23 protein-coding genes and 1 riboswitch are annotated in these 20,499 nt (G+C 71.9%); of the genes, 5 read left to right on the top strand and 18 right to left on the bottom strand.

Annotated elements, in window-relative coordinates; genetic code table 11:
- Positions 1-6 precede the first annotated feature (6 nt).
- A complete protein-coding gene (locus Q5722_RS00605) occupies positions 7-1,008 on the top strand; it encodes a magnesium and cobalt transport protein CorA (RefSeq protein ID WP_305026275.1) in 1,002 nt (333 codons plus the stop codon).
- A 16-nt stretch (positions 1,009-1,024) separates the two neighbouring features.
- On the opposite strand, the gene Q5722_RS00610 is transcribed toward Q5722_RS00605, so the two are convergent.
- Positions 1,025-1,855 (bottom strand): undecaprenyl-diphosphate phosphatase, encoded by an 831-nt coding sequence (locus Q5722_RS00610; RefSeq protein ID WP_305026276.1) that lies wholly within the window; start codon positions 1,853-1,855, stop codon positions 1,025-1,027.
- Positions 1,856-1,865: 10 nt separating this feature from the next.
- Positions 1,866-2,060 carry a hypothetical protein gene (locus Q5722_RS00615; RefSeq protein ID WP_305026277.1) on the bottom strand — a complete coding sequence of 65 codons (195 nt, stop codon included), beginning with the start codon at positions 2,058-2,060 and terminating at the stop codon, positions 1,866-1,868.
- Positions 2,061-2,132: 72 nt separating this feature from the next.
- On the opposite strand from Q5722_RS00615, the gene Q5722_RS00620 reads away from it, so the two are divergent.
- Positions 2,133-3,080 (top strand): aldo/keto reductase, encoded by a 948-nt coding sequence (locus tag Q5722_RS00620; protein WP_305026278.1) that lies wholly within the window; start codon positions 2,133-2,135, stop codon positions 3,078-3,080.
- 1 nt (position 3,081) lies between these two features.
- Complete coding sequence (locus Q5722_RS00625; protein ID WP_305026279.1) at positions 3,082-3,312, top strand: DUF5703 family protein; 231 nt, start codon at positions 3,082-3,084, stop codon at positions 3,310-3,312.
- Positions 3,313-3,314: 2 nt separating this feature from the next.
- Here Q5722_RS00625 and Q5722_RS00630 read toward each other — a convergent pair whose 3' ends face one another.
- From Q5722_RS00630 to rpe, 6 genes are all read right to left on the bottom strand, one after another.
- On the bottom strand, positions 3,315-4,634 hold the full coding sequence (locus tag Q5722_RS00630; RefSeq protein ID WP_305026280.1) for a M20/M25/M40 family metallo-hydrolase: 1,320 nt from the start codon (positions 4,632-4,634) through the stop codon (positions 3,315-3,317).
- 61 nt (positions 4,635-4,695) lie between these two features.
- Positions 4,696-5,178 carry a 6,7-dimethyl-8-ribityllumazine synthase gene (ribH, locus tag Q5722_RS00635; RefSeq protein ID WP_305026281.1) on the bottom strand — a complete coding sequence of 161 codons (483 nt, stop codon included), beginning with the start codon at positions 5,176-5,178 and terminating at the stop codon, positions 4,696-4,698.
- Entirely contained in the window at positions 5,175-6,455 is a 1,281-nt protein-coding gene (locus Q5722_RS00640) for a bifunctional 3,4-dihydroxy-2-butanone-4-phosphate synthase/GTP cyclohydrolase II (protein WP_305026282.1), read from the bottom strand. The genes ribH and Q5722_RS00640 overlap by 4 nt, the downstream gene beginning before the upstream one ends.
- The gene (locus Q5722_RS00645) at positions 6,452-7,078 is read right to left on the bottom strand and encodes a riboflavin synthase (RefSeq protein ID WP_305026283.1); all 627 of its coding nucleotides are present in this window, start codon (positions 7,076-7,078) and stop codon (positions 6,452-6,454) included. Before Q5722_RS00645 ends, Q5722_RS00640 begins: the two co-directional genes overlap by 4 nt.
- The gene (gene ribD / locus Q5722_RS00650; RefSeq protein ID WP_305026284.1) at positions 7,078-8,127 is read right to left on the bottom strand and encodes a bifunctional diaminohydroxyphosphoribosylaminopyrimidine deaminase/5-amino-6-(5-phosphoribosylamino)uracil reductase RibD; all 1,050 of its coding nucleotides are present in this window, start codon (positions 8,125-8,127) and stop codon (positions 7,078-7,080) included. Before ribD ends, Q5722_RS00645 begins: the two co-directional genes overlap by 1 nt.
- 130 nt (positions 8,128-8,257) lie before the next feature.
- Positions 8,258-8,417, bottom strand: a riboswitch (FMN riboswitch).
- A gap of 119 nt (positions 8,418-8,536) precedes the next feature.
- On the bottom strand, positions 8,537-9,193 hold the full coding sequence (gene rpe, locus Q5722_RS00655; RefSeq protein WP_305028308.1) for a ribulose-phosphate 3-epimerase: 657 nt from the start codon (positions 9,191-9,193) through the stop codon (positions 8,537-8,539).
- An 86-nt stretch (positions 9,194-9,279) separates the two neighbouring features.
- Between rpe and Q5722_RS00660 the strand changes: the two genes are divergently transcribed.
- Complete coding sequence (locus Q5722_RS00660; RefSeq protein WP_305026285.1) at positions 9,280-9,561, top strand: hypothetical protein; 282 nt, start codon at positions 9,280-9,282, stop codon at positions 9,559-9,561.
- Positions 9,546-10,667 carry a hypothetical protein gene (locus Q5722_RS00665; RefSeq protein ID WP_305026286.1) on the top strand — a complete coding sequence of 374 codons (1,122 nt, stop codon included), beginning with the start codon at positions 9,546-9,548 and terminating at the stop codon, positions 10,665-10,667. Before Q5722_RS00660 ends, Q5722_RS00665 begins: the two co-directional genes overlap by 16 nt.
- Before the next feature lie 4 nt (positions 10,668-10,671).
- Here the strand turns inward: Q5722_RS00665 and ligD are convergent, their stop codons facing one another.
- The 10 genes from ligD to mihF form a co-directional block, all read right to left on the bottom strand.
- Positions 10,672-11,625, bottom strand: a complete 954-nt coding sequence (gene ligD, locus Q5722_RS00670; protein WP_305026287.1) for a non-homologous end-joining DNA ligase — start codon at positions 11,623-11,625, stop codon at positions 10,672-10,674.
- 9 nt (positions 11,626-11,634) lie between these two features.
- Positions 11,635-13,017 carry an RsmB/NOP family class I SAM-dependent RNA methyltransferase gene (locus Q5722_RS00675; protein WP_305026288.1) on the bottom strand — a complete coding sequence of 461 codons (1,383 nt, stop codon included), beginning with the start codon at positions 13,015-13,017 and terminating at the stop codon, positions 11,635-11,637.
- 1 nt (position 13,018) lies between these two features.
- Positions 13,019-13,954, bottom strand: coding sequence for a methionyl-tRNA formyltransferase (gene fmt / locus Q5722_RS00680; RefSeq protein WP_305026289.1), 936 nt, complete (start codon positions 13,952-13,954; stop codon positions 13,019-13,021).
- Entirely contained in the window at positions 13,954-14,502 is a 549-nt protein-coding gene (gene def, locus Q5722_RS00685) for a peptide deformylase (RefSeq protein WP_305026290.1), read from the bottom strand. Before def ends, fmt begins: the two co-directional genes overlap by 1 nt.
- 42 nt (positions 14,503-14,544) lie before the next feature.
- Complete coding sequence (locus tag Q5722_RS00690; protein ID WP_305026291.1) at positions 14,545-16,599, bottom strand: primosomal protein N'; 2,055 nt, start codon at positions 16,597-16,599, stop codon at positions 14,545-14,547.
- Between the two features lie 97 nt (positions 16,600-16,696).
- Positions 16,697-17,896, bottom strand: a complete 1,200-nt coding sequence (gene metK, locus Q5722_RS00695) for a methionine adenosyltransferase (protein ID WP_305026292.1) — start codon at positions 17,894-17,896, stop codon at positions 16,697-16,699.
- A 77-nt stretch (positions 17,897-17,973) separates the two neighbouring features.
- On the bottom strand, positions 17,974-19,197 hold the full coding sequence (gene coaBC, locus Q5722_RS00700) for a bifunctional phosphopantothenoylcysteine decarboxylase/phosphopantothenate--cysteine ligase CoaBC (protein WP_305026293.1): 1,224 nt from the start codon (positions 19,195-19,197) through the stop codon (positions 17,974-17,976).
- A 16-nt stretch (positions 19,198-19,213) separates the two neighbouring features.
- Positions 19,214-19,543, bottom strand: a complete 330-nt coding sequence (gene rpoZ, locus Q5722_RS00705; RefSeq protein WP_305026294.1) for a DNA-directed RNA polymerase subunit omega — start codon at positions 19,541-19,543, stop codon at positions 19,214-19,216.
- Positions 19,544-19,604: 61 nt separating this feature from the next.
- On the bottom strand, positions 19,605-20,165 hold the full coding sequence (gmk, locus tag Q5722_RS00710) for a guanylate kinase (protein WP_305026295.1): 561 nt from the start codon (positions 20,163-20,165) through the stop codon (positions 19,605-19,607).
- A complete protein-coding gene (gene mihF / locus Q5722_RS00715) occupies positions 20,165-20,482 on the bottom strand; it encodes an integration host factor, actinobacterial type (protein WP_131584923.1) in 318 nt (105 codons plus the stop codon). The genes gmk and mihF overlap by 1 nt, the downstream gene beginning before the upstream one ends.
- Between the last annotated feature and the right edge of the window lie 17 nt (positions 20,483-20,499).

A 20,499-nucleotide genomic window follows, 5' to 3' on the forward strand; every position in this document is an offset into this window, starting at 1 on the left:
CAGGCCGTGATCGTCGACAGCGCCCTCTACCGCGACGGCGTGCGCGTGCCCCTGGACCGGTCCCTCGACGACCTCACCGCGCTGCGAGACCAGTGCGATGCGGCCAACGAGTTCGTCTGGGTGGGGCTGCACGAGCCGACGAAGGACGAGCTCGCCCGGGTGGCGGCGATCTTCGACCTCCACCCCCTCGCGGTCGAGGACGCCCTCCTCGCCCACCAGCGACCGAAGCTCGAGCGCTACCCCCACTCGCTCTTCCTCGTGCTCAAGACGCTCTGGTACGTCGACGACACCGATGCGGTCGAGACCGGCGAGATCAACGTCTTCACCGGGCCCGACTTCGTCGTCACGGTCCGCCACGGCCAGGGCGCGGAGCTGCACAGCGCGCGCCTGATGCTCGAGCAGCACGCCTCGATCCTCAGCCACGGTCCCTCCGCGGTGGCGTACGCCGTCTGCGACCGCGTGGTCGACGAGTACCTCAAGGTCGCCGCCGAGCTCGAGGTCGACGTCGACGAGGTCGAGACCTCGGTCTTCTCCGAGGAGGAGACCGACGAGACCGAGCGGATCTACATCCTCAAGCGCGAGCTCGCCGAGGTACGCCGTGCGGTGCTGCCGCTGCGGGAGCCCATGAACCGGGCTGCCACCGGCATGGTGCCCGGCATGACGCCCGACGCAGCGCCGTACTTCCGCGACGTCGCGGACCACCTGGGTCGGGTGGCGGAGTCGATCGACTCGCTCGACTCGCTGCTGTCCTCGGCGTTCGAGGCGCAGACGGCGCGGATCTCGCTCCAGCTCGCGAAGGTGTCGGCACAGCAGAACGAGGACATGCGCAGGATCTCCGCCGGTGCGGCCCTGATCCTGCTGCCGACCCTGATCGCCGGCGTCTACGGCATGAACTTCGACCACATGCCCGAGCTGCACTGGCTCTTCGGCTACCCGATGGCCGTGCTGCTCATGATCGGTACGTCGGCCTACCTCTACCTGCGGTTCAAGCGCTCCGGCTGGCTGTGAGCGCCGACGTGGAGGCTCAAGTGGCCGACATGACCCCGCCGGCGAGCAGCGCCAGCAGCCCGGCGCCGAGCAGCAGGCGGTAGGGCACGAACGACACGATCGTGTGCCCGGCGACGAACTTCAGCAGCCACGCCACGGACGCGTAGGCCACCACGAAGCTGACGGCCGTGCCGACGAGGGTCTCCCCCACGCCGATGTGCGAGCCGACGACGTCCTTGAGCTCGTAGAGGCCGGCAGCGGTCAGCGCGGGGATCGAGAGGAAGAAGCTGAGGCGGGTCGCGGTCACGCGGTCGAGCCCTCGCAGGAGTCCGGCCGAGATCGTCGCGCCGGAGCGGGAGACGCCCGGGACCAGCGCGATGCACTGCACCGCGCCGACGACGAGCGCGTCCTTGAGCGTGAGCTTCTTCTCGCCACGCTCCTGGGTGCCCTGCTTCTCCGCCCACCACATGACCGCACTCCAGAGGATCAGGGCGGCGCCGACGACCCAGAGCGAGCGGAGCGGCCCGGAGATGAGGTCCTTCGCGGCGAACCCGATGATGCCGATCGGGATCGAGCCGGCGATGACGTACCAGCCCATGCGGTGGTCGAGCGTGCCGCGCTTCGCCGGGTCGACGATGCCGCCGAGCCACCCGGCCGCGATCGCCACGATGTCCTTGAAGAAGTACAGCAGCACCGCGGCGATGGCGCCCATCTGGATGACGGCGGTGTACGCCGTCACCGCGTCGTTGTCGATGGGCAGGCCGAGCGCCTTCTCGGCGATCGTCAGGTGTCCGGTGCTGGAGACCGGGAGGAACTCGGTGAGCCCCTCGACGATTCCGAGGATGACGGCGTCGAAGTAGTTGAGCACGGGCGGGAGCCTACGGGTGGATCCATGACGGGACCATGACGACACCCGCGAGCAGGACGATCGCGAGAGCCGCCCCGCCGAGCAGGCAGCGCCACAGCGACGGGCCGTCGCCGCGGGAGGGGGCTGCATCGCCGGCGACGAACGCGCGCAGCACCCGTCGCCGCTCCCACGCCTCCGCCTCGGCGCGCTCCCGGATGGTCGCCATGCCGCCGACCGTACGGCGGCCCGGCGGCGTGGCGCGCGCGGGCGCCCGTGTACCTGTGGATACCGTTTGCGCATGCAGCAGCGCACGTTGGGCTCCACCGGCCTCCAGGTCTCCAGCCTCGGGCTCGGCACGCTCACGTGGGGCCGCGACACCGACGAGTACGAGGCGCGCGAGCAGCTGACGTCGTTCGTCGCCGCTGGCGGCACCCTGCTCGACACCGCTGCGGGCTACGGCGACGGTGCCTCGGAGGAGCTGATCGGCTCGCTCCTGGGCGACGCGGTCGACCGCGACGACGTCGTCATCGCCACCAAGGCCGGCATCACCCGCCGCCGCGGCGAGCGCGAGACCAACGTGTCGCGGGGTCGCCTGATCGCCGAGCTCGACGCCTCGCTGCGTCGCCTCGGCGTCGACCACGTGGACCTGTGGCAGGTGCACACCTGGGTCGACGAGACGCCGCTGGAGGAGACGCTGTCGGCCCTTGACTACGCCGTGACCACCGGCCGGGCCTCCTACGTGGGCGTCTCCAACTACTCGGGCTGGCAGACCGCACAGGCAGCGACGTGGCAGCGCGCGGTCCCGGGCCGCGCGACGCTCGCGTCGACGCAGGTGGAGTACTCGCTGCTCAACCGCTCGATCGAGGCGGAGGTGGTGCCCGCCACCCAGGCGCTCGGTCTCGGCATCCTGCCGTGGTCCCCGCTGGGCCGTGGCGTGCTGACGGGCAAGTACCGCACCGGCACACCCGCGGACTCCCGGGCCGCCTCCTCGCACTTCGCGAACTTCGTCGGCGTCTACCTCAACGAGCGCTCCCAGCGGATCGTGGAGGCGGTCTGCCGGGCCGCCGACGGCCTGGGCTGGACGCCGCTCGAGGTGGCCCTGGTCTGGGTCCGCGACCGTCCCGGTGTCGCCGCACCGCTCGTCGGCGCACGCACCGCCGCCCAGCTCAAGGCGGCGCTCGGCATCGCCGACCTGGTCATGCCGCCCGAGATCACCGACGCACTGGACGACGTCTCAGGAGACTGAAGTGGCTGCACCCGCGCGCAAGGCACTCCGGCCCGGACTCGAATGGGAGTTCAACCAGTTCGTCCTGCCGCGCGACGTGAGCCGATCCTTCGTCACGCGTTACCTCGTCGAGCTCGCCGAGACCGAGGGCTGGGAGCTGGCGCGGCTCGGCATCGGCAACGACGGGATGCGGCGGATCACCGTGCGCCGGAAGATCATCCGGCAGCAGAGGTCGGTCTACGCCCTCTACTGAGGTCAGACCCGGTCGAGGAACCGGTCGAAGACCCGCGCACCGAACTCCAGGCCGTCCACGGGCACACGCTCGTCGACGCCGTGGAAGAGCGCGGTGAAGTCGAGCTCGGCCGGGAGACGCAGCGGTGCGAAGCCATAGCAGCGCATGCCGAGCCTGCGGAAGTGCTTCGCGTCGGTGCCGCCGCTCATCAGGTACGGCGCCACGAGCGCATCGGGGTCCTCGGCGATCAGGGACTGCTCCATCGCACGCACCAGCGAGCCGTCGTACGGCGTCTCCCAGGGCTGCTGGTGGGAGACGAAGTCGAAGGCGATGTCGGGTCCGGCCAGCTCGTGCAGGGTGGCGAAGAACTCGTCCTCGTAGCCGGGCAGGAAGCGGCCGTCGACGTGGGCGGTGGCCTCCCCCGGCACCACGTTGACCTTGTAGCCCGCGCCCAGCATGGTCGGGTTGGCCGTGTTGCGGATGACCGCGCCCAGCATGCGCGCCGCTCCCCCGAACTCCTCGACCAGAGCCGCGGCGTTGTCCGGGGTGGCCTGCACGCCGGCGAGGGTGCCGACCGAGGCGAGCAGCACCTCCATGGTGGGTGTGAGGCGGACGGGCCACTCGTACGAGCCGATCCGGGCCACTGCGCCGGCGAGCGCGGTGACGGCGTTGTCGTGGTTGATCATCGAGCCGTGACCGGCCCGGCCCTTCGCGGTGAGGCGCATCCAGGCCATGCCCTTCTCGGCCGCCTCGACCAGGTACATGCGCTGGCCGCGGACGGTCGTGGAGAAGCCGCCGACCTCACCCACGGCCTCGGTGCAGTCGGCGACCAGGTCCGGGTGCTCCTCGACCAGCCACTGTGCTCCGAGGTGGCCACCGGCCTCCTCGTCCGCCGTCATGGCCAGCACGATCGGACGCTCCGGCAGGCGTCCGGCACGCGCACGGGCGCGGATGACCGACAGCGCCATGGCGTCGAAGTCCTTCATGTCGACCGCGCCTCGGCCCCACAGGTACCCGTCCTGGATCTCGCCGCTGAGCGGGTGGACGCTCCAGTCCTCCGCCGCCGCCGGGACGACGTCGAGGTGGCCGTGCACGAGCAGCGGATCCCGGTCGCCCGAGCCGATCCGCGCGACCAGCGTCGTCCGGCCGGGGCGTGACTCGACGAGGGTCGAGTCGATGCCGACCTCGTCGAGGAGCGCCGCGACGTGCTCGGCTGCTGCGCGCTCCCCCGGGCCGGTGTCGGTGCCGTCGTTGGTCGAGTCGATGCGGATCAGGTCACGGCAGATGTCGACGACCTCTGCTGCCGGGTCGTACGACGGGCTCGGGTGCTCACCGGAGGACATGCGCCGATCCTTGCACGAAGGGCCCCGCCACCTGCCGGTGACGGGGCCCTCGCAGCTGTGCTCAGAAGCCCTGGCGGATCTTCTTCAGCGTCTGGGCGGTGACGATCGCTGCGGAGGTGGCTTCCCAGCCCTTGTCCTCCTTGGAACCCTCGAGGCCGGCACGGTCGAGGGCCTGCTCGTCGTTGTCGGTCGTCAGCACGCCGAAGCCGACCGGCACCCCCGTGTCGAGGGCGACGCGGGTCAGGCCGTCGGTGGCGGCGTTGCAGACGAAGTCGAAGTGCGGGGTGCCGCCGCGGATGACGACACCGAACGCGACCACCGCGTCGTAGCCCTTGAGGGCCAGCTCGCGGGCGACGATCGGGAGCTCGAAGGCGCCCGGGACCCGGACCAGCGTCGCGTCGCTGACCTGGTAGGCGTCGAGGCAGCGCTGGGCGCCCGCGAGGAGGCCGTCCATCACCTGCTCGTGCCAGGTGCCCGCGACGATCGCGACCCGCAGGTCCGAGGCGTCCGTGGGTGCTGCGGTGGGTGCGCCGGCGCCGCTCATGAGTTCCCCTCCAGGGTGTCCAGGTCGATGGTGTGGCCCATGCGCTCCGCCTTGGTGCGGAGGTAGGCCACGTTGTTCTCGTTGACGTGGGTGTCGAGCGCGACCCGCTCGGCCACGGCCACACCGTAGTCGGCGAGGCTCGTGCACTTGTCCGGGTTGTTGGTGATCAGCCGGACGTTGGTGACGCCGAGGTCGCGCAGGATCTGCGTCGCCGCGCCGTAGTGGCGGGCGTCGGCCGGCAGGCCGAGGTCGAGGTTGGCGTCGACCGTGTCGCGACCCTGCTCCTGCAGCGCGTAGGCCTGGAGCTTGGCGGCCAGGCCGATGCCGCGTCCCTCGTGGCCGCGGAGGTAGACCACGATGCCGGTGCCGTCCTCGACGATCTGCTGGAGCGACTGCTCCAGCTGCGGGCCGCAGTCGCAGCGCTCGGAGCCGAACACGTCGCCGGTCAGGCACTCGCTGTGCACGCGGGTCAGGACGGGCATGCCGGCCGCGACGGCCGCCGCGACATCGCCGCGGACGAGCGCCATGTGCTCGGAGTCGTCGACGGTCACCTTGTAGCCGAACGCCGTGAACTCGCCGTACTTTGTGGGGAGCCGCGTCTCCGCGACCCGCTCGACCAGCACCTCGGTGCGGCGGCGATGCCGGACCAGGTCCTCGATGGAGATCATCTTCAGGCCGTGCTCGTCGGCGAACTCGCGCAGCTCCTGGGCGCGCTTCATGGTGCCGTCGTCGTTGACCACCTCGACCAGGACGCCGACCGGCGTCAGGCCCGCCAGGCGGGCCAGGTCGACGGCGGCCTCGGTGTGGCCGCGCCGGACCAGCACGCCGCCCTCGCGGTAGCGCAGCGGGAAGACGTGGCCCGGGCGGGTGAGCTCCCACGGTTCGGTCGCGGAGTCGGCCAGCACCTTGACGGTGCGGGCCCGGTCGGCCGCCGAGATGCCGGTCGAGGTGCCGTCGCGGGCGTCCACGGAGATCGTGTACGCCGTGCGGTAGGCGTCCTTGTTGTGGGGCGTCATCAGCGGGATCTCGAGGCGGTCGAGCATCTCGCCCGGCATCGGAGCGCAGATCACGCCCGACGAGTGGCGGATCGTGAACGCCATCAGCTCGGGCGTCGCCTTGGCGGCGGCGAAGATGATGTCGCCCTCGTTCTCGCGGCCCTCGTCGTCGACGACGACGACGGCCTTGCCGGCGGCGATATCGGCGATGGCGAGCTCGACGTCGTCCAGGCGGACGCCGCCGTGCTGCTGCTCCGGCTGCGGGGTGTGGGTGGTGCTCACTGGTTCTGCTCCTTCATGAGCTTCTGCAGGTAGCCGCTGGTCAGCAGCTTCTCGACGTGCTTGGCGATGACATCGGCCTCGAGGTTGACCCGGTCGCCCGGCTGGCGGCGACCCATCGTCGTCCGGGCGAGGGTCTCGGGGATGAGGCTGACGGTGAACGTGTCGTCGTCGCGGGCCTCGACGACCGTGAGGCTGACCCCGTCGATCGTGATCGATCCCTTGTCGACGAGGTAGCGGCCCATGCCTGCGGGCGCCTGGAGCTCCACGATCTCCCAGTGCTCGCTCGGCGTCCGCGACACGACGTGGCCGACACCGTCGACGTGACCCTGCACGACGTGGCCGCCGAGTCGCTTGTCGGCGGTGACCGCGCGCTCGAGGTTGACGACGTCGCCGACCTGGAGGTCACCGACGGAGGTCTTGTCGAGCGACTCCTGCATGACGTCGGCGGTCCAGAGCTCGTCGGTCATCGTCACCACGGTGAGGCAACAGCCGTTGACGGCGATCGAGTCGCCGAGGCCGGTGCCCTTGAGCACCGTGCTGGCGCGGATCGTGAGCCGGATCGCGTCGTCCAGGCGGTCCACCGCCTCGACGGTGCCGAGCTCCTCGATGATGCCGGTGAACATCAGTCCTCCTCGTGCGTGGACAGCCCGTGCAGGGCAGTGCCGTGGGTCGTCATGGTGATGCGGACGCAGGTGTCCTCGCCGTCCGCCTCGATGACGGTGACGTCGGTGACGCGCAGGTGCGCTGCGTCGGTGATGGTGTGAATGCCGAGGTCGTCCACGGCATTCCGGCCGGCCCCGAGCAGCACGGGCGCGACGTAGGTGACGACCTCGTCGACGAGACCTGCGCGGAAGAACGCCGCCGCCAGCGTCGGGCCGCCCTCGAGGAAGACGTGGCGCCGCTCCCGCGCGAAGAGCTGGGCAAGCGCCTCGGCGGGCTCGTGGGTACGCAGGTGCACGGTGCCGGCACTGCCGTCGAAGACACGGCTGCGGGCGGGCAGCTCGCGCATGCCCATGACAGCGCGCAGCGGCTGGTCCGCGATGGGGCGGTCGTCGGCGTCCCGCACGGTGAGCTGCGGGTCGTCGACCTCGACCGTGTTCGTGCCAACGAGGATGGTGTCGGCCAGGCCACGCAACCGGTGGGTGTCGATGCGCGCGGCGCGGCTGCTGATCCACTTGCTCGTGCCGTCACTGGCGGCCGAGCGGCCGTCGATGCTCGTCGCGAGCTTCCAGGTGACGAACGGGCGCTGGTGCGTGAGCGCGAAGCTCCAGACGCGGTTGAGGTCCTCGGACTCGGCAGCCATCAGGCCGTGCTCGACGTCGATCCCCGCGTCACGCAGGGTCTGCGCTCCGCCGGCCGCCTCGGGGTTGGGGTCGGACTGGGCGAAGACGACCCGTCCGACGCCGGCACCGATCAGTGCCAGCGCGCACGGGCCCGTGCGCCCCGTGTGGTTGCAGGGCTCCAGGGTGACGACGGCGGTGGCACCGGTGAGGTCGATCCCGCGCTCCTGCGCGGTCGCGATAGCGGCCGCTTCGGCGTGCTTCGTGCCGGCACCCTCGTGGAATCCCTCGACGAGCGTGGTCCCGTCCGGCGCGAGGATCACGCAGCCGACCCGCGGGTTCGGCCCCAGCGGTACGCCGGCGGTCGCGGCGAGCTCGAGGGCGCGACGCATCGCTTCGTGCTCTGCTGTGGTGAAGGCCATGGCTCTCTGAAAGGTCCGTGTCGCGGACTCCAGGGGCTGCCGGCGCGGGCCTGGTCACCTGCGGCGCGTCCGGGACGGACCTCGGTGAGCGGGCGTCGTACCGCGTGCGCTTTCCATCCGGACTCTGACCGTCGGTCGAAGATTCTCACTTCGTCAACCGGCCGCTGGCTGCGGCCGGGTCGCGGACTTCTGACTCCCCACCTGGTGGAGGGGCCCCAGTCACCGCCGGTGCGGAATTTCACCGCCCCCAGTGCACGCGAGTGTTCAACTCGTCGGCGCAATACTCGCACATGGCTGACACCTCAACCATGTGGGGTGTGCCATGTGGCGCACGGGAATTCCGGGCGGGTGATCGGTCTGACCGGTCAACCGGCGCGGCTCAGGCGCGGACGGCCTCGGCCTTCGACCGGAGGTCCTTGACCATCGCGTCCGGGTCGGCGGCGCTGTAGACCGCGGAGCCGGCGACGAAGACGTCGGCGCCCGCCTCTGCGCACCGCTCGATCGTCTCCAGCGACACGCCGCCGTCGACCTGGAGCCAGGTCTCGACGCCGTGCTTGTCCATGAGAGCGCGGGCGCGACGGATCTTGGGCAGGCACATGTCGAGGAACTTCTGGCCACCGAAGCCCGGCTCCACGGTCATGATCAGCAGCATGTCCAGCTCGGCGAGCATGTCCTCGTAGGGCTCGATCGGCGTGGCGGGCTTGAGGGCCATCGACGCACGCGCGCCCTGTGCGCGGATCTCGCGGGCGAGGCGCACCGGGGCGGCCGCGGCCTCGACGTGGAAGGTGACCGACGCACAGCCCGCCTCGGCGTACGCCGGAGCCCAGCGGTCCGGGTCCGCGATCATCAGGTGGGCGTCGAACGGCAGCTCGGTGTGGGCCCTGAGCGACTCGACGACCGGGAGGCCGAGCGTCAGGTTCGGCACGAAGTGGTTGTCCATGACGTCGATGTGCACCATGTCGGCGCTGCCGATGCGGCGCACCTCGGCACCGAGGTTCGCGAGGTCGGCGTTGAGGATCGACGGGGTGATCTGCATGCACGTGGCCACGGGCGCAGTCTAGGTCCCTCCACAGGTCGCGGGTGCTCGAGGATCGGTGCTGGGCAGTGCGGGTAGTCACAGGCATGAGCGACGACTTCGCGGTAGCCACGACCGCCCTGACGACCCACGCCGCGAGCATCCGGTCGGTGCGTGAGGCGGTCGCCTGCCTCGCAGCGCCGCCGCTGCCCGACGCCGGAGAGTCCACCGGTCTGCTCGCCACCACCGTGGCCGGCATCCTGGCCTCGGTGGACGAGGCCGGTGCCGAGCTGACGGCACTCGGCGCAGCGCTCCTCGACGCCGCCCGGGAGTACGCCGCAGCCGACGCCGCGGTTGCGGGTGCGCTCGGCTCGTGGTCGGCGCCGTGATCCACCACTGGGACACACAGGTCGCCGCTGACCCGGCGCAGTGTCGGACGGCTGCCGCCGCGGTGCACCGGCTCTCGCGGTGCCTCGGGTCCGCAGCGCTCGACCTGGCGCCACGGTGTGATGGCGAGTGGACCGGCCCGGCCAGCACCGCAGCGTCCCAGCGGACCGTCGCGGCCGCCCGGCACCTCTCTGCTGCTGCGGACCGCTGCAGCGTGCTGGCGGCCGCACTCGACGGGTTCGCCCAGGCGCTCGCCACGGTGTGCGAGGACCTGCGCGTCGCGACGTCGGTCGCGCTCGATGCCGGGCTGACGATCGACCACAGCGGGTTCTACTCCGCGAGCGACCACCCGGCAGCGATCGCCGTGAGGCGGGCGCGGGCGGACGAGGCGACGGCGCATGCGGTCTTCCGGTCGCGGCTCCCGAAGCCGGCTGCGCCCGACGCCTGGACGGACCTGAGCCGCGCCCTCCTCGATGCACCGCCTCGTGGCGGTGACACGGCCGAGTGGCTCGCGTGGAGCGCCAGTCAGCCCGGAAGCCTCGCCGGGTTGCCGGGACGCAGGCTCTCGGCAGAGCTCGAGTGGTTCACCCGGTCAGCGGCTGCGTCCACACGACCGTTCATCGGACGGGCGGGCAGCCTTCTCGAGGCGGCGCGCCCGGCTGGAGCGCACCTCCTGCGGGAGCTCGGTCTCGCCGGGTCGGTGCTCACGGTCGGGCTCGATGCGCGGCACCAGTGGACTGCCGATGCAGCGCATCCATCGATGTCCGCCACCGAGCGGTCGCTCCGGGCCGGGGTCCGCGGAGCCGTGGAGGGCGGCATGACCCTCGCCTTCGCCGCGGGTGGCGCCGCAGCCCTGGCGGCCATGCCGGGCGGGGCCTACCTCGGCGGCACGCTCGGCGCGTGGGCCGGTCAGCGCGTCGGCGGTGCCGTCGCCGACGTGGCGGTGGAGCATGTCGACGACGTGCTCCGGGTGGCCGAGACCCTGGGTGACACGGGCAGCGACGTGGTCGACGCCGTCGGGCACGCCGCCGAGGCTGTCGACGACGCCGCCGATGCGGTGGGTGACGCCGTCGGGCAAGCCTCCGACCGGCTCTGCTTCTGGCACTGAGCCGTCAGCCCTCGTCCTCGGGTGCGGACTCCCCTGCCGCGGCATCGCGGTCCGCCCAGTCGAGCAGTGGTGCGATCTCCCACGGGTGCTCGTCGATCGCCGCGTGCAGGTCGCCGATCTCGGCGAAGCGAGCGGGCATCGTGTCCATGGTGAAGTCGTCGGGCTCGCAGTGAGGGATCTCGTCCCACGCCACCGGCGCCGAGACCCTGGCGTTCGGCACGCCCCGCACGGAGTAGGCCGCCGCGATCGTGTGGTCCCGCGTGTTCTGGTTGTAGTCGATGAAGAGCTGGGCCGGGTCACGGTCCTTGCGCCACCACGCCGTGGTCACCATCCCGGCCGCGCGTCGTTCGACCTCGCGGGCGAAGGCGTGGGCCGCGCGGCGCACCTCCCGGAAGCCGTGCTCGGGCGGGATCCTCACGTAGACGTGCAGGCCGCTGCCACCGCTCGTCTTCGGATAGCCGGTGGCGCCGAGCTCGTCGAGCACCTCGTGCACCACCCCGGCAGTGCGCTGCACGGTCGACCAGTCGCAGCCCGGGCCCGGATCCAGGTCGATGCGCCACTCGTCGGGCTTCTCGGTGTCGGCACGGCGGCTGTTCCACGGATGGAACTCGACCGTGCTCATCTGCACGGCCCAGATCACCGCGCCCAGCTCCGTGACGCAGAGCTCGTTCGCGGTGCGGCCCCAGCGCGGGAAGTACAGCTCGACGGTCTCGACCCAGGGCGGCGCCCCGGCCGGCAGCCGCTTCTGGTGGACCTTCTCCCCCGCCAGGCCCTTGGGGAACCGGTGCAGCATGCACGGCCGCTCGCGCAGCGCGTTGACGATGCCTGGGCCCACGCTGAGGTAGTAGTCGACGAGATCCAGCTTCGTCGCGCCGGTCTCGGGGAAGTAGACGCGGTCAGGGTTGGTCACCTTGACGACGCGGTCGTCCACCTCGATCTCGACGAAAGGACTGGCCATGGACCGACCCTAGGCCTCCGCGCGCCGGAGCACGGCGAAGTACATCGCGTCGGAGCCGTGGCGATGCGGCCACAGCTGCTCGGTGCGCTCGAGGGTGGTGTCGTCGCGGCCGGCCAGGACTGCGTCGACGACGTCTCGCGTCTCGGCGAGGACCGGCGAGCACGTCGCGTAGACCACGACGCCGCCGGGCCGCACGGAGTCCAGTGCCGTGGCGAGGAGATGCTGCTGCAGCGGCACCAGCTCCTGCACCTCGTCGGCCGTCTTGCGCCACCGCGCCTCCGGACGCCGACGCAGGGCGCCGAGGCCCGAGCAGGGCGCGTCGACCAGGACGCGGTCGAAGCTGCCGGAAGCCCAGGAACGCCGTGTCCCGTCACCCGTGATGACCCCGGCCAACCCGGCCGCGGCCGCGCGCGTGCCGTCGGCGACGAGCCTCGCCCTGTGGTGCTGGCGCTCGTTGGCGACGACCAGCGCGCCGCGCTGCGCGGCGACGGCCGCGAGCAGGGCGGTCTTGCCGCCGGGACCCGCGCACAGGTCGAGCCAGAGCTCGTCCCGACCGTCGAGGGGCGCCGCAGCCAGGGCGAGTGCGACGCGCTGGGAGCCCTCGTCCTGGACCCCTGCGCGCCCCTCGGCGACGGCCGGGATGGCGGAGGGGTCACCGCCGCCCAGCTCGACGGCGTAGGGCGAACGGCCGGTGGGCTCACCGCCTGCCGCGATGAGCTCGTCCAGCGTCGCCAGGCCGGGTCGGGCGACGAGCATGACCTTCGGAGCAGCGTTGTCGGCCGCCAGGAGCGCGTCGAGCTCGACCCGCATGTCCGCAGGCTTCGTCGCTGCGAGGGCCTCGGCCAGGGTGTCGACGACCCAGAGCGGGTGCGAGTGGGCGAACGCGGCGAAGGCGTGCACCTTCGTCGGTCCCAGGAGGCGGATCCACTCGTCGAGTGGGTGCTCGGAGACGCGCCGGAGCACGGCGTTGGTGAACCCGGCAGGACCCTGGCCCACGGTGCTGCGGACCAGGTCGACCGTCGTCGAGATCGCTGCGTGCGACGGCACCCTCATGGCGAGCAGCTGGTGGGCGCCGAGCCGGAGGGCGTCGAGCACCTTGGCCTCGATGCGTGCGACGGGCCGGTCGGCACAGGCGCCGATGATGACGTCATAGGTGCCCTGGCGTCGGATCGTGCCGCTCACGAGCTCCGTGACGAACCCGGCGTCACGGCCGCTGAGGCCGTACTTGCGCAGCACCTGCGGCAGCAGCAGGTTCGTGTAGGCGCCGTCGAGCCGGACGGCCGTCATCACGTCGTACGCCGCGAGGCGGGACGGGTCAGCCGCCGGGCGGGGCTTCGGCGGCCGACCGCCGGACGACGGGCCCGGACGGCCGCGGCGGCGCGGGTCCGCCACGTCAGTCCTCGCCGAAGCGTGCGTCGGCGGGGAAGTCGTGGATGCCCCGCGCCCAGTCGGCAGCCGCCATCTGCTTCTTGCCGAACGCCTTGACCTCCCCGAGCTTCACGACGGTGGATCCGGTGCCGACGTAGACGGCGTTCTTGGTGACCTCGATCTGGCCGGGGGCCAGGTCGGACGTCGCTCCGGGGGTCACGGGACCGATCTTGATGCGCTCGCCCTGGAACGTGCTCCAGGCCCCGGGGAACGGGCTGCACGCCCGGATCCGGCGGTCCACACCGACGGCGGGCTCGGTCCACACGATGCGGGCGTCCTCGACCAGGATCTTCGGTGCGTAGGACAGCAGGCCCTCGGTCTCCTGCTCCCGCGCCTCGAGCTGGCCGGCCTCGATGCCGTCGAGCGTGGCGACGAGGAGACCGGCGCCACCTTCGGCCAGGCGGTCGAGCAGGTCGCCAGCCGTGTCGGTGTCGCGGACGCGCTCCGTCATCATCCCGAACGTGGGCCCCGCATCGAGCTCCTTGACGATCCGGAAGGTGGTCGCCCCGGTGATCTCGTCGCCGGCCCAGATCGAACGCTGCACCGGCGCTGCCCCACGCCAGGCCGGCAGCAGCGAGAAGTGCAGGTTGACCCAGCCGTGCTTCGGGATGTCGAGCGCCTCCTGCGGGAGCAGCGCACCGTAGGCCACGACCGGGCAGCAGTCGGGATCGAGCTCCCGCAGGGTGGCCTGGAACGCCGGGTCACGCGGGTGTTCCGGCTTGAGCACCGGGATGCCCAGCTCTTCCGCGCGGAGCGCCACCGGCGACGGCAGCAGCTTGCGGCCCCGACCGGCGGGCGCGTCCGGTCGGGTCACGACCGCCACGATCTCGTGCGGCGAGGCGTGGATCGCGTCGAGGGACGGCACGGCGACCTCGGGGGTGCCGGCGAAGACGACGCGCATCAGAAGCCGAACCCGTTGGTCTTGTGCGGGGAGACCTTGATCTGCGGCTGGCCGGCCTCGGCGAACCAGTCGCTCTCGCGGATCTGCCGCATCGCCGCCTTGCGGTCGTCGGCGGTGAGCTTGTCGATGAAGAGCACACCGTCGAGGTGGTCGGTCTCGTGCTGGATCGCGCGCGCCAGCAGATCCGAGCCGTGGATCGTGACGGGCTCCCCGTGCATGTCGAAGCCCTCGGCCACCACGGACAGCGCGCGCAGGCAGTCGTAGGTCAGGTGGGGCAGGGACAGGCAACCCTCGGCACCGTCCTGAGTCTCCTGGGAGAGCTCGAGCGTCGGGTTGACCAGGTGCCCGACCTCGCCGTCGACGTACCAGGTGAAGACGCGCAGCGACACACCGATCTGGGGCGCCGCCAGCCCCGCTCCGGGCGCGTCCATCATCGTGTCCGTGAGGTCCTGGACCAGGCGCCGGAGCTCACGGTCGAAGGTGGTGACCTCGGCGGCGCGCTTGCGCAGCACCGGGTCTCCGAACAGGCGGATCGGCTGGACTGCCACGGAACTCCTTCATCGGGACGACAGGCAGAGTCTAGAGAGAAGTCAGAGCGACGGCGGATCGACCTGCACGCGCACAGGATCGAGGCGACGCGCGGACCTCACGCGCTGGAGCTCGCCGAGCGCGTCGGCGAGCGCCTGACCCGCCGCCCAGGGAACCCGCAGCACGGTCCGGTGCTCGGCGCCGTGCTCGGCCGGGCCGAGCACCTCCGTGCCCGCGGGCACCGCGAGCAGCGTCATCGCGTCGTCGACCGCGCCGAGCGACCCGGTCAGGGTGGCGACGGAGCAGGCCGGGGGCATGTGCGCCGACGAGCGGTCGGCCAGCTCGCGCTCGGCGTGACCGACGGGATCCCAGCGGACCAGTGCCTGCAGGGTCGGGTCCCCCGGATCGCCGACGGCGAGCACCCGGCCGCCCGAGCGCACCAGCGAGGCGGCGTTGAGCCAGCGCCGCAGGGCTTCCTCGCGCACCCGCAGGTCGGGGCGCGCGAGCATCAGCCAGGTGTCGAGGAGGACGACGGCCGCGTATCCCCCACCCTCGACCAGCGGCTCTGCGCCCGGCGTCGCGACCACGATCGTGCGGGGCGTCGGGGGAACGGTGTCGAGGATCCGGTCGCCTCCCGAGGAGACGACGCGGGCCCCCGGGAAGGCCCGCCCCAGCTCCTCCGCGGTGCGCACCTCCCCCACGACCGGCGCCCGCAGGCCCCGGTGCCCACACTCACAGCAGGCCCACGCCTCGTCGGCCCGCCCGCACCACGCGCAGGTCGGTGGGGCGGTCGGGGCCGCGAGCGCGAGCGGGCCGGCACAGGTCGCACAGCGGGCCGACGCACGGCACCGCTCGCAGGCGAGGGCAGCCGCGTAGCCGCGGCGCGGCGTCTGGACGAGCACCGGTCCGTCGTCGAGTGCCTCGCGGAGCAGCTGGTGCACCTGCTGGGGCAAGCGGCTCGACCGCGCGAACGGGTCACGCTCGAGCTCGCGGTCGGTGGCGCCCGTGACCGCTGTCGTCACCTGGCGCCGCACGACGTCGCGCAACGGGACCATCGTCTGGGCCAGCCCGGTGCGGACGAGCAACTGTGCGTCCGGTGTGCGGCTCGCCCCACCGACGAGCAGCGCACAGCCCTCGATCTCGGCCCGCAGGCGCAGCACCTCCCGCACGTGCGGGTACGGCGCGCGGGGCTCGGCGTGGGAGTCGTCGCCGTCGTCCCAGAGCACCACGAGGCCGAGGTCGCGCACCGGTGCGTACGCCGCGGAGCGGGTGCCGATCACCACGTCGACCTCGCCGCGGAGGACGGCCAGGAAGTCGCGGTAGCGCTGAGCCGGACCGGCATCGGCCTGGAGCACACGGTGCGCGACGTCGGAACGCGCCAGCGCCGCGCTCATGCTGCTCGCGTCGCGGGCGTCGGGGACCACGACGAGGGCCCCCCGACCACCGACACGCGTCGCGAGGACCGCGCTCGCGACCTGCGCGCACCAGACCGGCGTGCCGGAGAGGTCGCCGGGTGGGGCGCACCAGACGGCGTGCGGTGAGGCTCCCTCGGCCAGGGAGAGGACGTGGTCCCGGCCGCCCTCGACGCCGTCCCACGGAGCCACCCACCCCTGGAGGTCGACCCGCGGCGCCGGCCCGGCGGCAGCCCCCGGGGGCTCCTTCTCGACCGTCGCGTGCCGGGGTGGCACCGCGAGCCGCAGCAGATCGCCACGAGAGCCTGCGTAGCGCCGGGCGAGGCGGGTGACCAGCTCGACGATGCGGGGCTGCAGGACAGGCAGCGGGCTCACGACCCGACGGATCGGCTGGAGCCGGCCGTCGTGCTCGCTGGCGGCAGCACGACCGATCACGTATCCGTCGACGTCCTGCCCCGCGAAGCGGACCTTGACCCGGGCCCCGGGAACCGTGTCGGCGGCGAGCGTGGCCGGCACGAGGTAGTCGAAGGCGCGGTCCAGGTGTGCCAGCCCGGTGTCGACGAGCACCCGTGCGACCGGATCGACGGCAGCCGGCGTCACCGGAGCGGCAGCCCTGGCTGCGCGCGTCTTCGCCGCCTTGACCTGGGCGCGCACCAGCCCCGGGACCAGCTCTGGCTGGTCGTCGGCGGCAGGGCGATCGGGCATGCGGAGAACTCTCCCAGAGACGGCCGACACCACAACGGCCGCGTCGTCCCGGTGTGGAGACCGGGCCGACGCGGCCGTGGCGGATGAAGCCGGTGGATCAGACGCCGGCGGCAGCCTTGAGGGCCTCGGCGCGGTCCGTGCGCTCCCAGGTGAACTCCGGGAGCTCGCGGCCGAAGTGGCCGTAGGCGGCCGTCTTCGCGTAGATCGGGCGACGCAGGTCGAGGTCGCGCAGGATGGCGGCCGGGCGGAGGTCGAAGACCTCGAGCACGGCCTCCTGGATCTTCTCGTCCGGGACGACGCCGGTGCCGAAGGTCTCGACGAAGACGCCGACGGGCTTGGCCACACCGATGGCGTAGGCGACCTGGACCTCGGCGCGGCGGGCCAGGCCGGCGGCGACGATGTTCTTCGCGACCCAGCGCATGGCGTAGGCGGCCGAGCGGTCGACCTTCGACGGGTCCTTGCCCGAGAACGCGCCACCACCGTGACGGGCCATGCCGCCGTAGGTGTCGACGATGATCTTGCGACCGGTCAGGCCGGCGTCACCCATCGGGCCACCGACGACGAAGCGACCGGTGGGGTTGATGAAGAGCTTGTGTCCCTCGGACGGCACCGAGTCCTTGAACTGCTCCAGGACCGGCTCGATGACGTGGACGGTGATGTCCTTGGCCAGCGTCTCCTGGTCCACGTCCTCGGAGTGCTGCGTCGAGAGGACGACGGTGTCGACGCGGATGGCGCGGTCGTCCTCGTCGTACTCGATGGTGACCTGGGTCTTGCCGTCGGGGCGGAGGTACGGCAGCGTGCCGTCCTTGCGCACCGCGGTGAGGCGCTCGGAGAGCGTCTGGGCCATCTTGATCGGGAGCGGGAAGAGCTCCGGCGTGTCGTCGCAGGCGTAGCCGAACATCAGGCCCTGGTCGCCCGCGCCCTGGCGGTCGAGCTCGTCGCCCGAGCCGTCCACGCGCTCCTCGAAGGCGTCGTCGACGCCCTGCGCGATGTCCGGGGACTGCGCACCGATGGCGATCTGGACGCCACAGGAGTTGCCGTCGAAGCCCTTCTCCGAGGCGTCGTAGCCGATCTCGAGCACCTTCTGGCGGACCAGCTGCGCGATCGGCGCGTAGGTCGAGGTGGTGACCTCGCCCGCGACCATGACCAGACCGGTGGTGACCAGCGTCTCGACCGCGACCCGGCTCGTCGGGTCGTCGGCCAGGAGCGCGTCGAGGATCGTGTCGCTGATCTGGTCAGCGATCTTGTCGGGGTGACCCTCGGTCACGGACTCCGAGGTGAAGAGGCGTCCAGCCACAGTCGTTCCACTCCCATGCATTGGTGTGATGTCGAACTCAACGATAGACGGGCATGCTCGGCCCCCGACTGCCCGTCTCAGCCGCGAAGGTTAGCGGCAACCTGGTCCCAGATGGCGTGCGCCACGCTCGCCTTGGAACCGCGCGGCACATCGGCGCGCACGCCGGAGGTGGAGAGGATGACCGCCTCGTTGTCCGGGCTGCCGAACACGGCCCCGCCGCTGACGTCGTTGACGACCAGCAGGTCGCAGCCCTTGCGGGCGAGCTTGGCGGCCGCCAGCTCGAGCACCGAACCGGTCGCGTCACCGGTCTCCGCGGCGAAGCCGACGATGACCTGACCGTCGCGCAGGCGGTGCTGCGAGATCTCCTTGAGGATGTCCGGGTTCTGCTCGAGCGTGATCGCCGGGGCCGAGCCGTCGTCGGACTTCTTGATCTTGGCGTCGCTGACGTCGGTGGGCCGGAAGTCGGCCGGCGCAGCAGCCATCACCACCGCGTCGGCGGCAGGCGCCGCGGCGAGGACGGCGTCGCGCAGCTGCGCGGTGGTCTCGACGCGGACCACCTTCACACCGGCGGGGTCCGGCAGCGCGACGTTCGCGGCGACGAGGGTCACCTCGGCACCCCGTGCAGCCGCGGCGCGCGCGAGCGCATAGCCCTGGAGCCCGCTCGACCGGTTGCCGAGGAACCGGACCGGGTCGAGGTACTCCCGCGTGCCGCCCGCGGAGACGAGGACGTGGCGGCCGGCCAGGTCCGGCGCCGCCGCGCCGCGGGAGAGCACGTCGACGGCGAGCTCGAAGATCTCGCTCGGCTCGGGAAGCCGGCCCTTGCCGGTGTCCTTGCCGGTCAGGCGCCCCTCGGCAGGCTCGATGACCACCGCTCCGCGCTCGCGCAGCGTGCGCACGTTCGCCTGCGTGGCCGGGTGCTCCCACATCTCCGTGTGCATCGCCGGGGCGAACACGACCGGGCAGCGCGCGGTGAGCAGCGTGTTGGTGAGCAGGTCGTCGGCGAGGCCGTGCGCGGCCTTGGCCAGGATGTCGGCAGTCGCGGGCGCGACGACGACGAGGTCCGCGTGCTGTCCGATGTGGACGTGCGGAACCGCCTCCACGCGCGTCCAGACGTCGGCCGCGACGGGCTTGCCGCTGAGCGCCGCCCACGTCGGGGCACCGACGAACTCGAGCGCCGCGGCGGTGGGCACCACGGTCACGTCATGGCCGGACTCGGTGAAGCGCCGCAGCAGCTCGCACGACTTGTACGCCGCGATGCCGCCGCTGACGCCGAGGACGACCCTGGGTGCCGTGGCGCCCATCAGAACCAGCCTCGGGTCACTCGGCGTCGGTGAACGAGCCGGCGTCGGAGGCCGCGGCGGCCTTGGCGGCCTCCTCGGCAGCGAGCTCGGCCGGGTCGATGTCCTCGCAGGTCAGGAGGTCGTTGTTGATCTCGCGCAGCGCGATCGACAGCGGCTTCTCCTGGACGTGCGTGTCGACCAGGGGGCCGACGTACTCGAGCAGGCCCTCGCCCAGCTGCGAGTAGTAGGCGTTGATCTGCCGAGCACGCTTCGCGCTGTAGAGGACCAGCTTGTACTTCGAGTCCGTCTTGGACAGCAGGTCGTCGATCGACGGGTGGGTCACACCCTCGCCGGTGGGAGCAGACACAGATAACGCCTTAAAGATCGGGGATCCGGAGGACACGGAGCCGTGCCCGGACAGGCCTTGCTCAGGCCTGCATCAACTTTACCAACTCGGCGGCGGCCTCGTGAACTTCGTGGTTGACGATCGTCACGTCGAACTCCGTCTCGGCGGCCAGCTCGACCTTCGCGGTCTCCAGCCGGCGCTCGCGCTGCTCCTCGGTCTCGGTGCCCCGCCCGACGAGCCGGCGGACCAGCTCCTCCCACGACGGCGGTGCCAGGAAGACCAGCTGTGCCTCGGGCATGTTGGCCTTCACCTGACGGGCGCCCTGCAGGTCGATCTCCAGCATGGAGGGTCGTCCGGCCGCGAGGGCCGCCTCGACGGGACCACGCGGGGTGCCGTACTTGGCGTGGCCGTGGACGACGGCGTACTCGAGCATCTCGCCGGCCTCGACCATGCGGTCGAACTCCTCGTCGCTGACGAAGTGGTAGTGCTCGCCGTCGACCTCGCCCGGCCGCGGGGCCCGGGTGGTGCAGGAGACCGAGATCCAGACCTCGGGGTAGTCCTCTCGGACGGCAGCGGCGACCGTGCCCTTGCCCACGGCCGTCGGACCGGCCAGCACGATCAGGCGGTGTGCGGTGCCCGGCATCAGTCGCGGGTGAACTCAGCCTCGAGGGCCGCGACCTGCTTGGCACCGAGGCCACGCACGCGCCGGCTCTCGGCGATCGCGAGGCGCTCCATGAGCTGCTTCGCGCGCACCTTGCCCAGGCCGGGCATCGACTGCAGCAGGTCGACGACCTTCATCTTCCCGACGACCTCGTTGATCTGACCCTCACGGATCACGTCCATGATCGAGGCGCCGGAGTTCTTCAGCCGGTTCTTGACCTCGGCCCGCTCGCGGCGGGAGGCGGCGGCCTTGTCGAGGGCAGCCTGGCGTTGTTCCGGGGTCAGCTGGGGCAGGGCCACGTGTCAGGTCCTCGTGT

Origin of the sequence: Nocardioides jiangxiensis, from assembly GCF_030580915.1 — a bacterium.
GTDB lineage: Bacteria > Actinomycetota > Actinomycetes > Propionibacteriales > Nocardioidaceae > Nocardioides > Nocardioides jiangxiensis.

What these genes read in the sequence shown, in the direction of transcription:
- Q5722_RS00615 (WP_305026277.1), bottom strand. Translation starts at nt 2,060, where the DNA reads ATGGCGACCATCCGGGAGCGCGCCGAGGCGGAGGCGTGGGAGCGGCGA.
- Q5722_RS00620 (WP_305026278.1), top strand. Translation starts at nt 2,133, where the DNA reads ATGCAGCAGCGCACGTTGGGCTCCACCGGCCTCCAGGTCTCCAGCCTC.
- Q5722_RS00630 (WP_305026280.1), bottom strand. Translation starts at nt 4,634, where the DNA reads ATGTCCTCCGGTGAGCACCCGAGCCCGTCGTACGACCCGGCAGCAGAG.
- ribH (WP_305026281.1), bottom strand. Translation starts at nt 5,178, where the DNA reads ATGAGCGGCGCCGGCGCACCCACCGCAGCACCCACGGACGCCTCGGAC.
- Q5722_RS00645 (WP_305026283.1), bottom strand. Translation starts at nt 7,078, where the DNA reads ATGTTCACCGGCATCATCGAGGAGCTCGGCACCGTCGAGGCGGTGGAC.
- ribD (WP_305026284.1), bottom strand. Translation starts at nt 8,127, where the DNA reads ATGCGTCGCGCCCTCGAGCTCGCCGCGACCGCCGGCGTACCGCTGGGG.
- rpe (WP_305028308.1), bottom strand. Translation starts at nt 9,193, where the DNA reads ATGCAGATCACCCCGTCGATCCTCAACGCCGACCTCGCGAACCTCGGT.
- Q5722_RS00660 (WP_305026285.1), top strand. Translation starts at nt 9,280, where the DNA reads ATGAGCGACGACTTCGCGGTAGCCACGACCGCCCTGACGACCCACGCC.
- ligD (WP_305026287.1), bottom strand. Translation starts at nt 11,625, where the DNA reads ATGGCCAGTCCTTTCGTCGAGATCGAGGTGGACGACCGCGTCGTCAAG.
- fmt (WP_305026289.1), bottom strand. Translation starts at nt 13,954, where the DNA reads ATGCGCGTCGTCTTCGCCGGCACCCCCGAGGTCGCCGTGCCGTCCCTC.
- Q5722_RS00690 (WP_305026291.1), bottom strand. Translation starts at nt 16,599, where the DNA reads ATGCCCGATCGCCCTGCCGCCGACGACCAGCCAGAGCTGGTCCCGGGG.
- coaBC (WP_305026293.1), bottom strand. Translation starts at nt 19,197, where the DNA reads ATGGGCGCCACGGCACCCAGGGTCGTCCTCGGCGTCAGCGGCGGCATC.
- gmk (WP_305026295.1), bottom strand. Translation starts at nt 20,165, where the DNA reads ATGCCGGGCACCGCACACCGCCTGATCGTGCTGGCCGGTCCGACGGCC.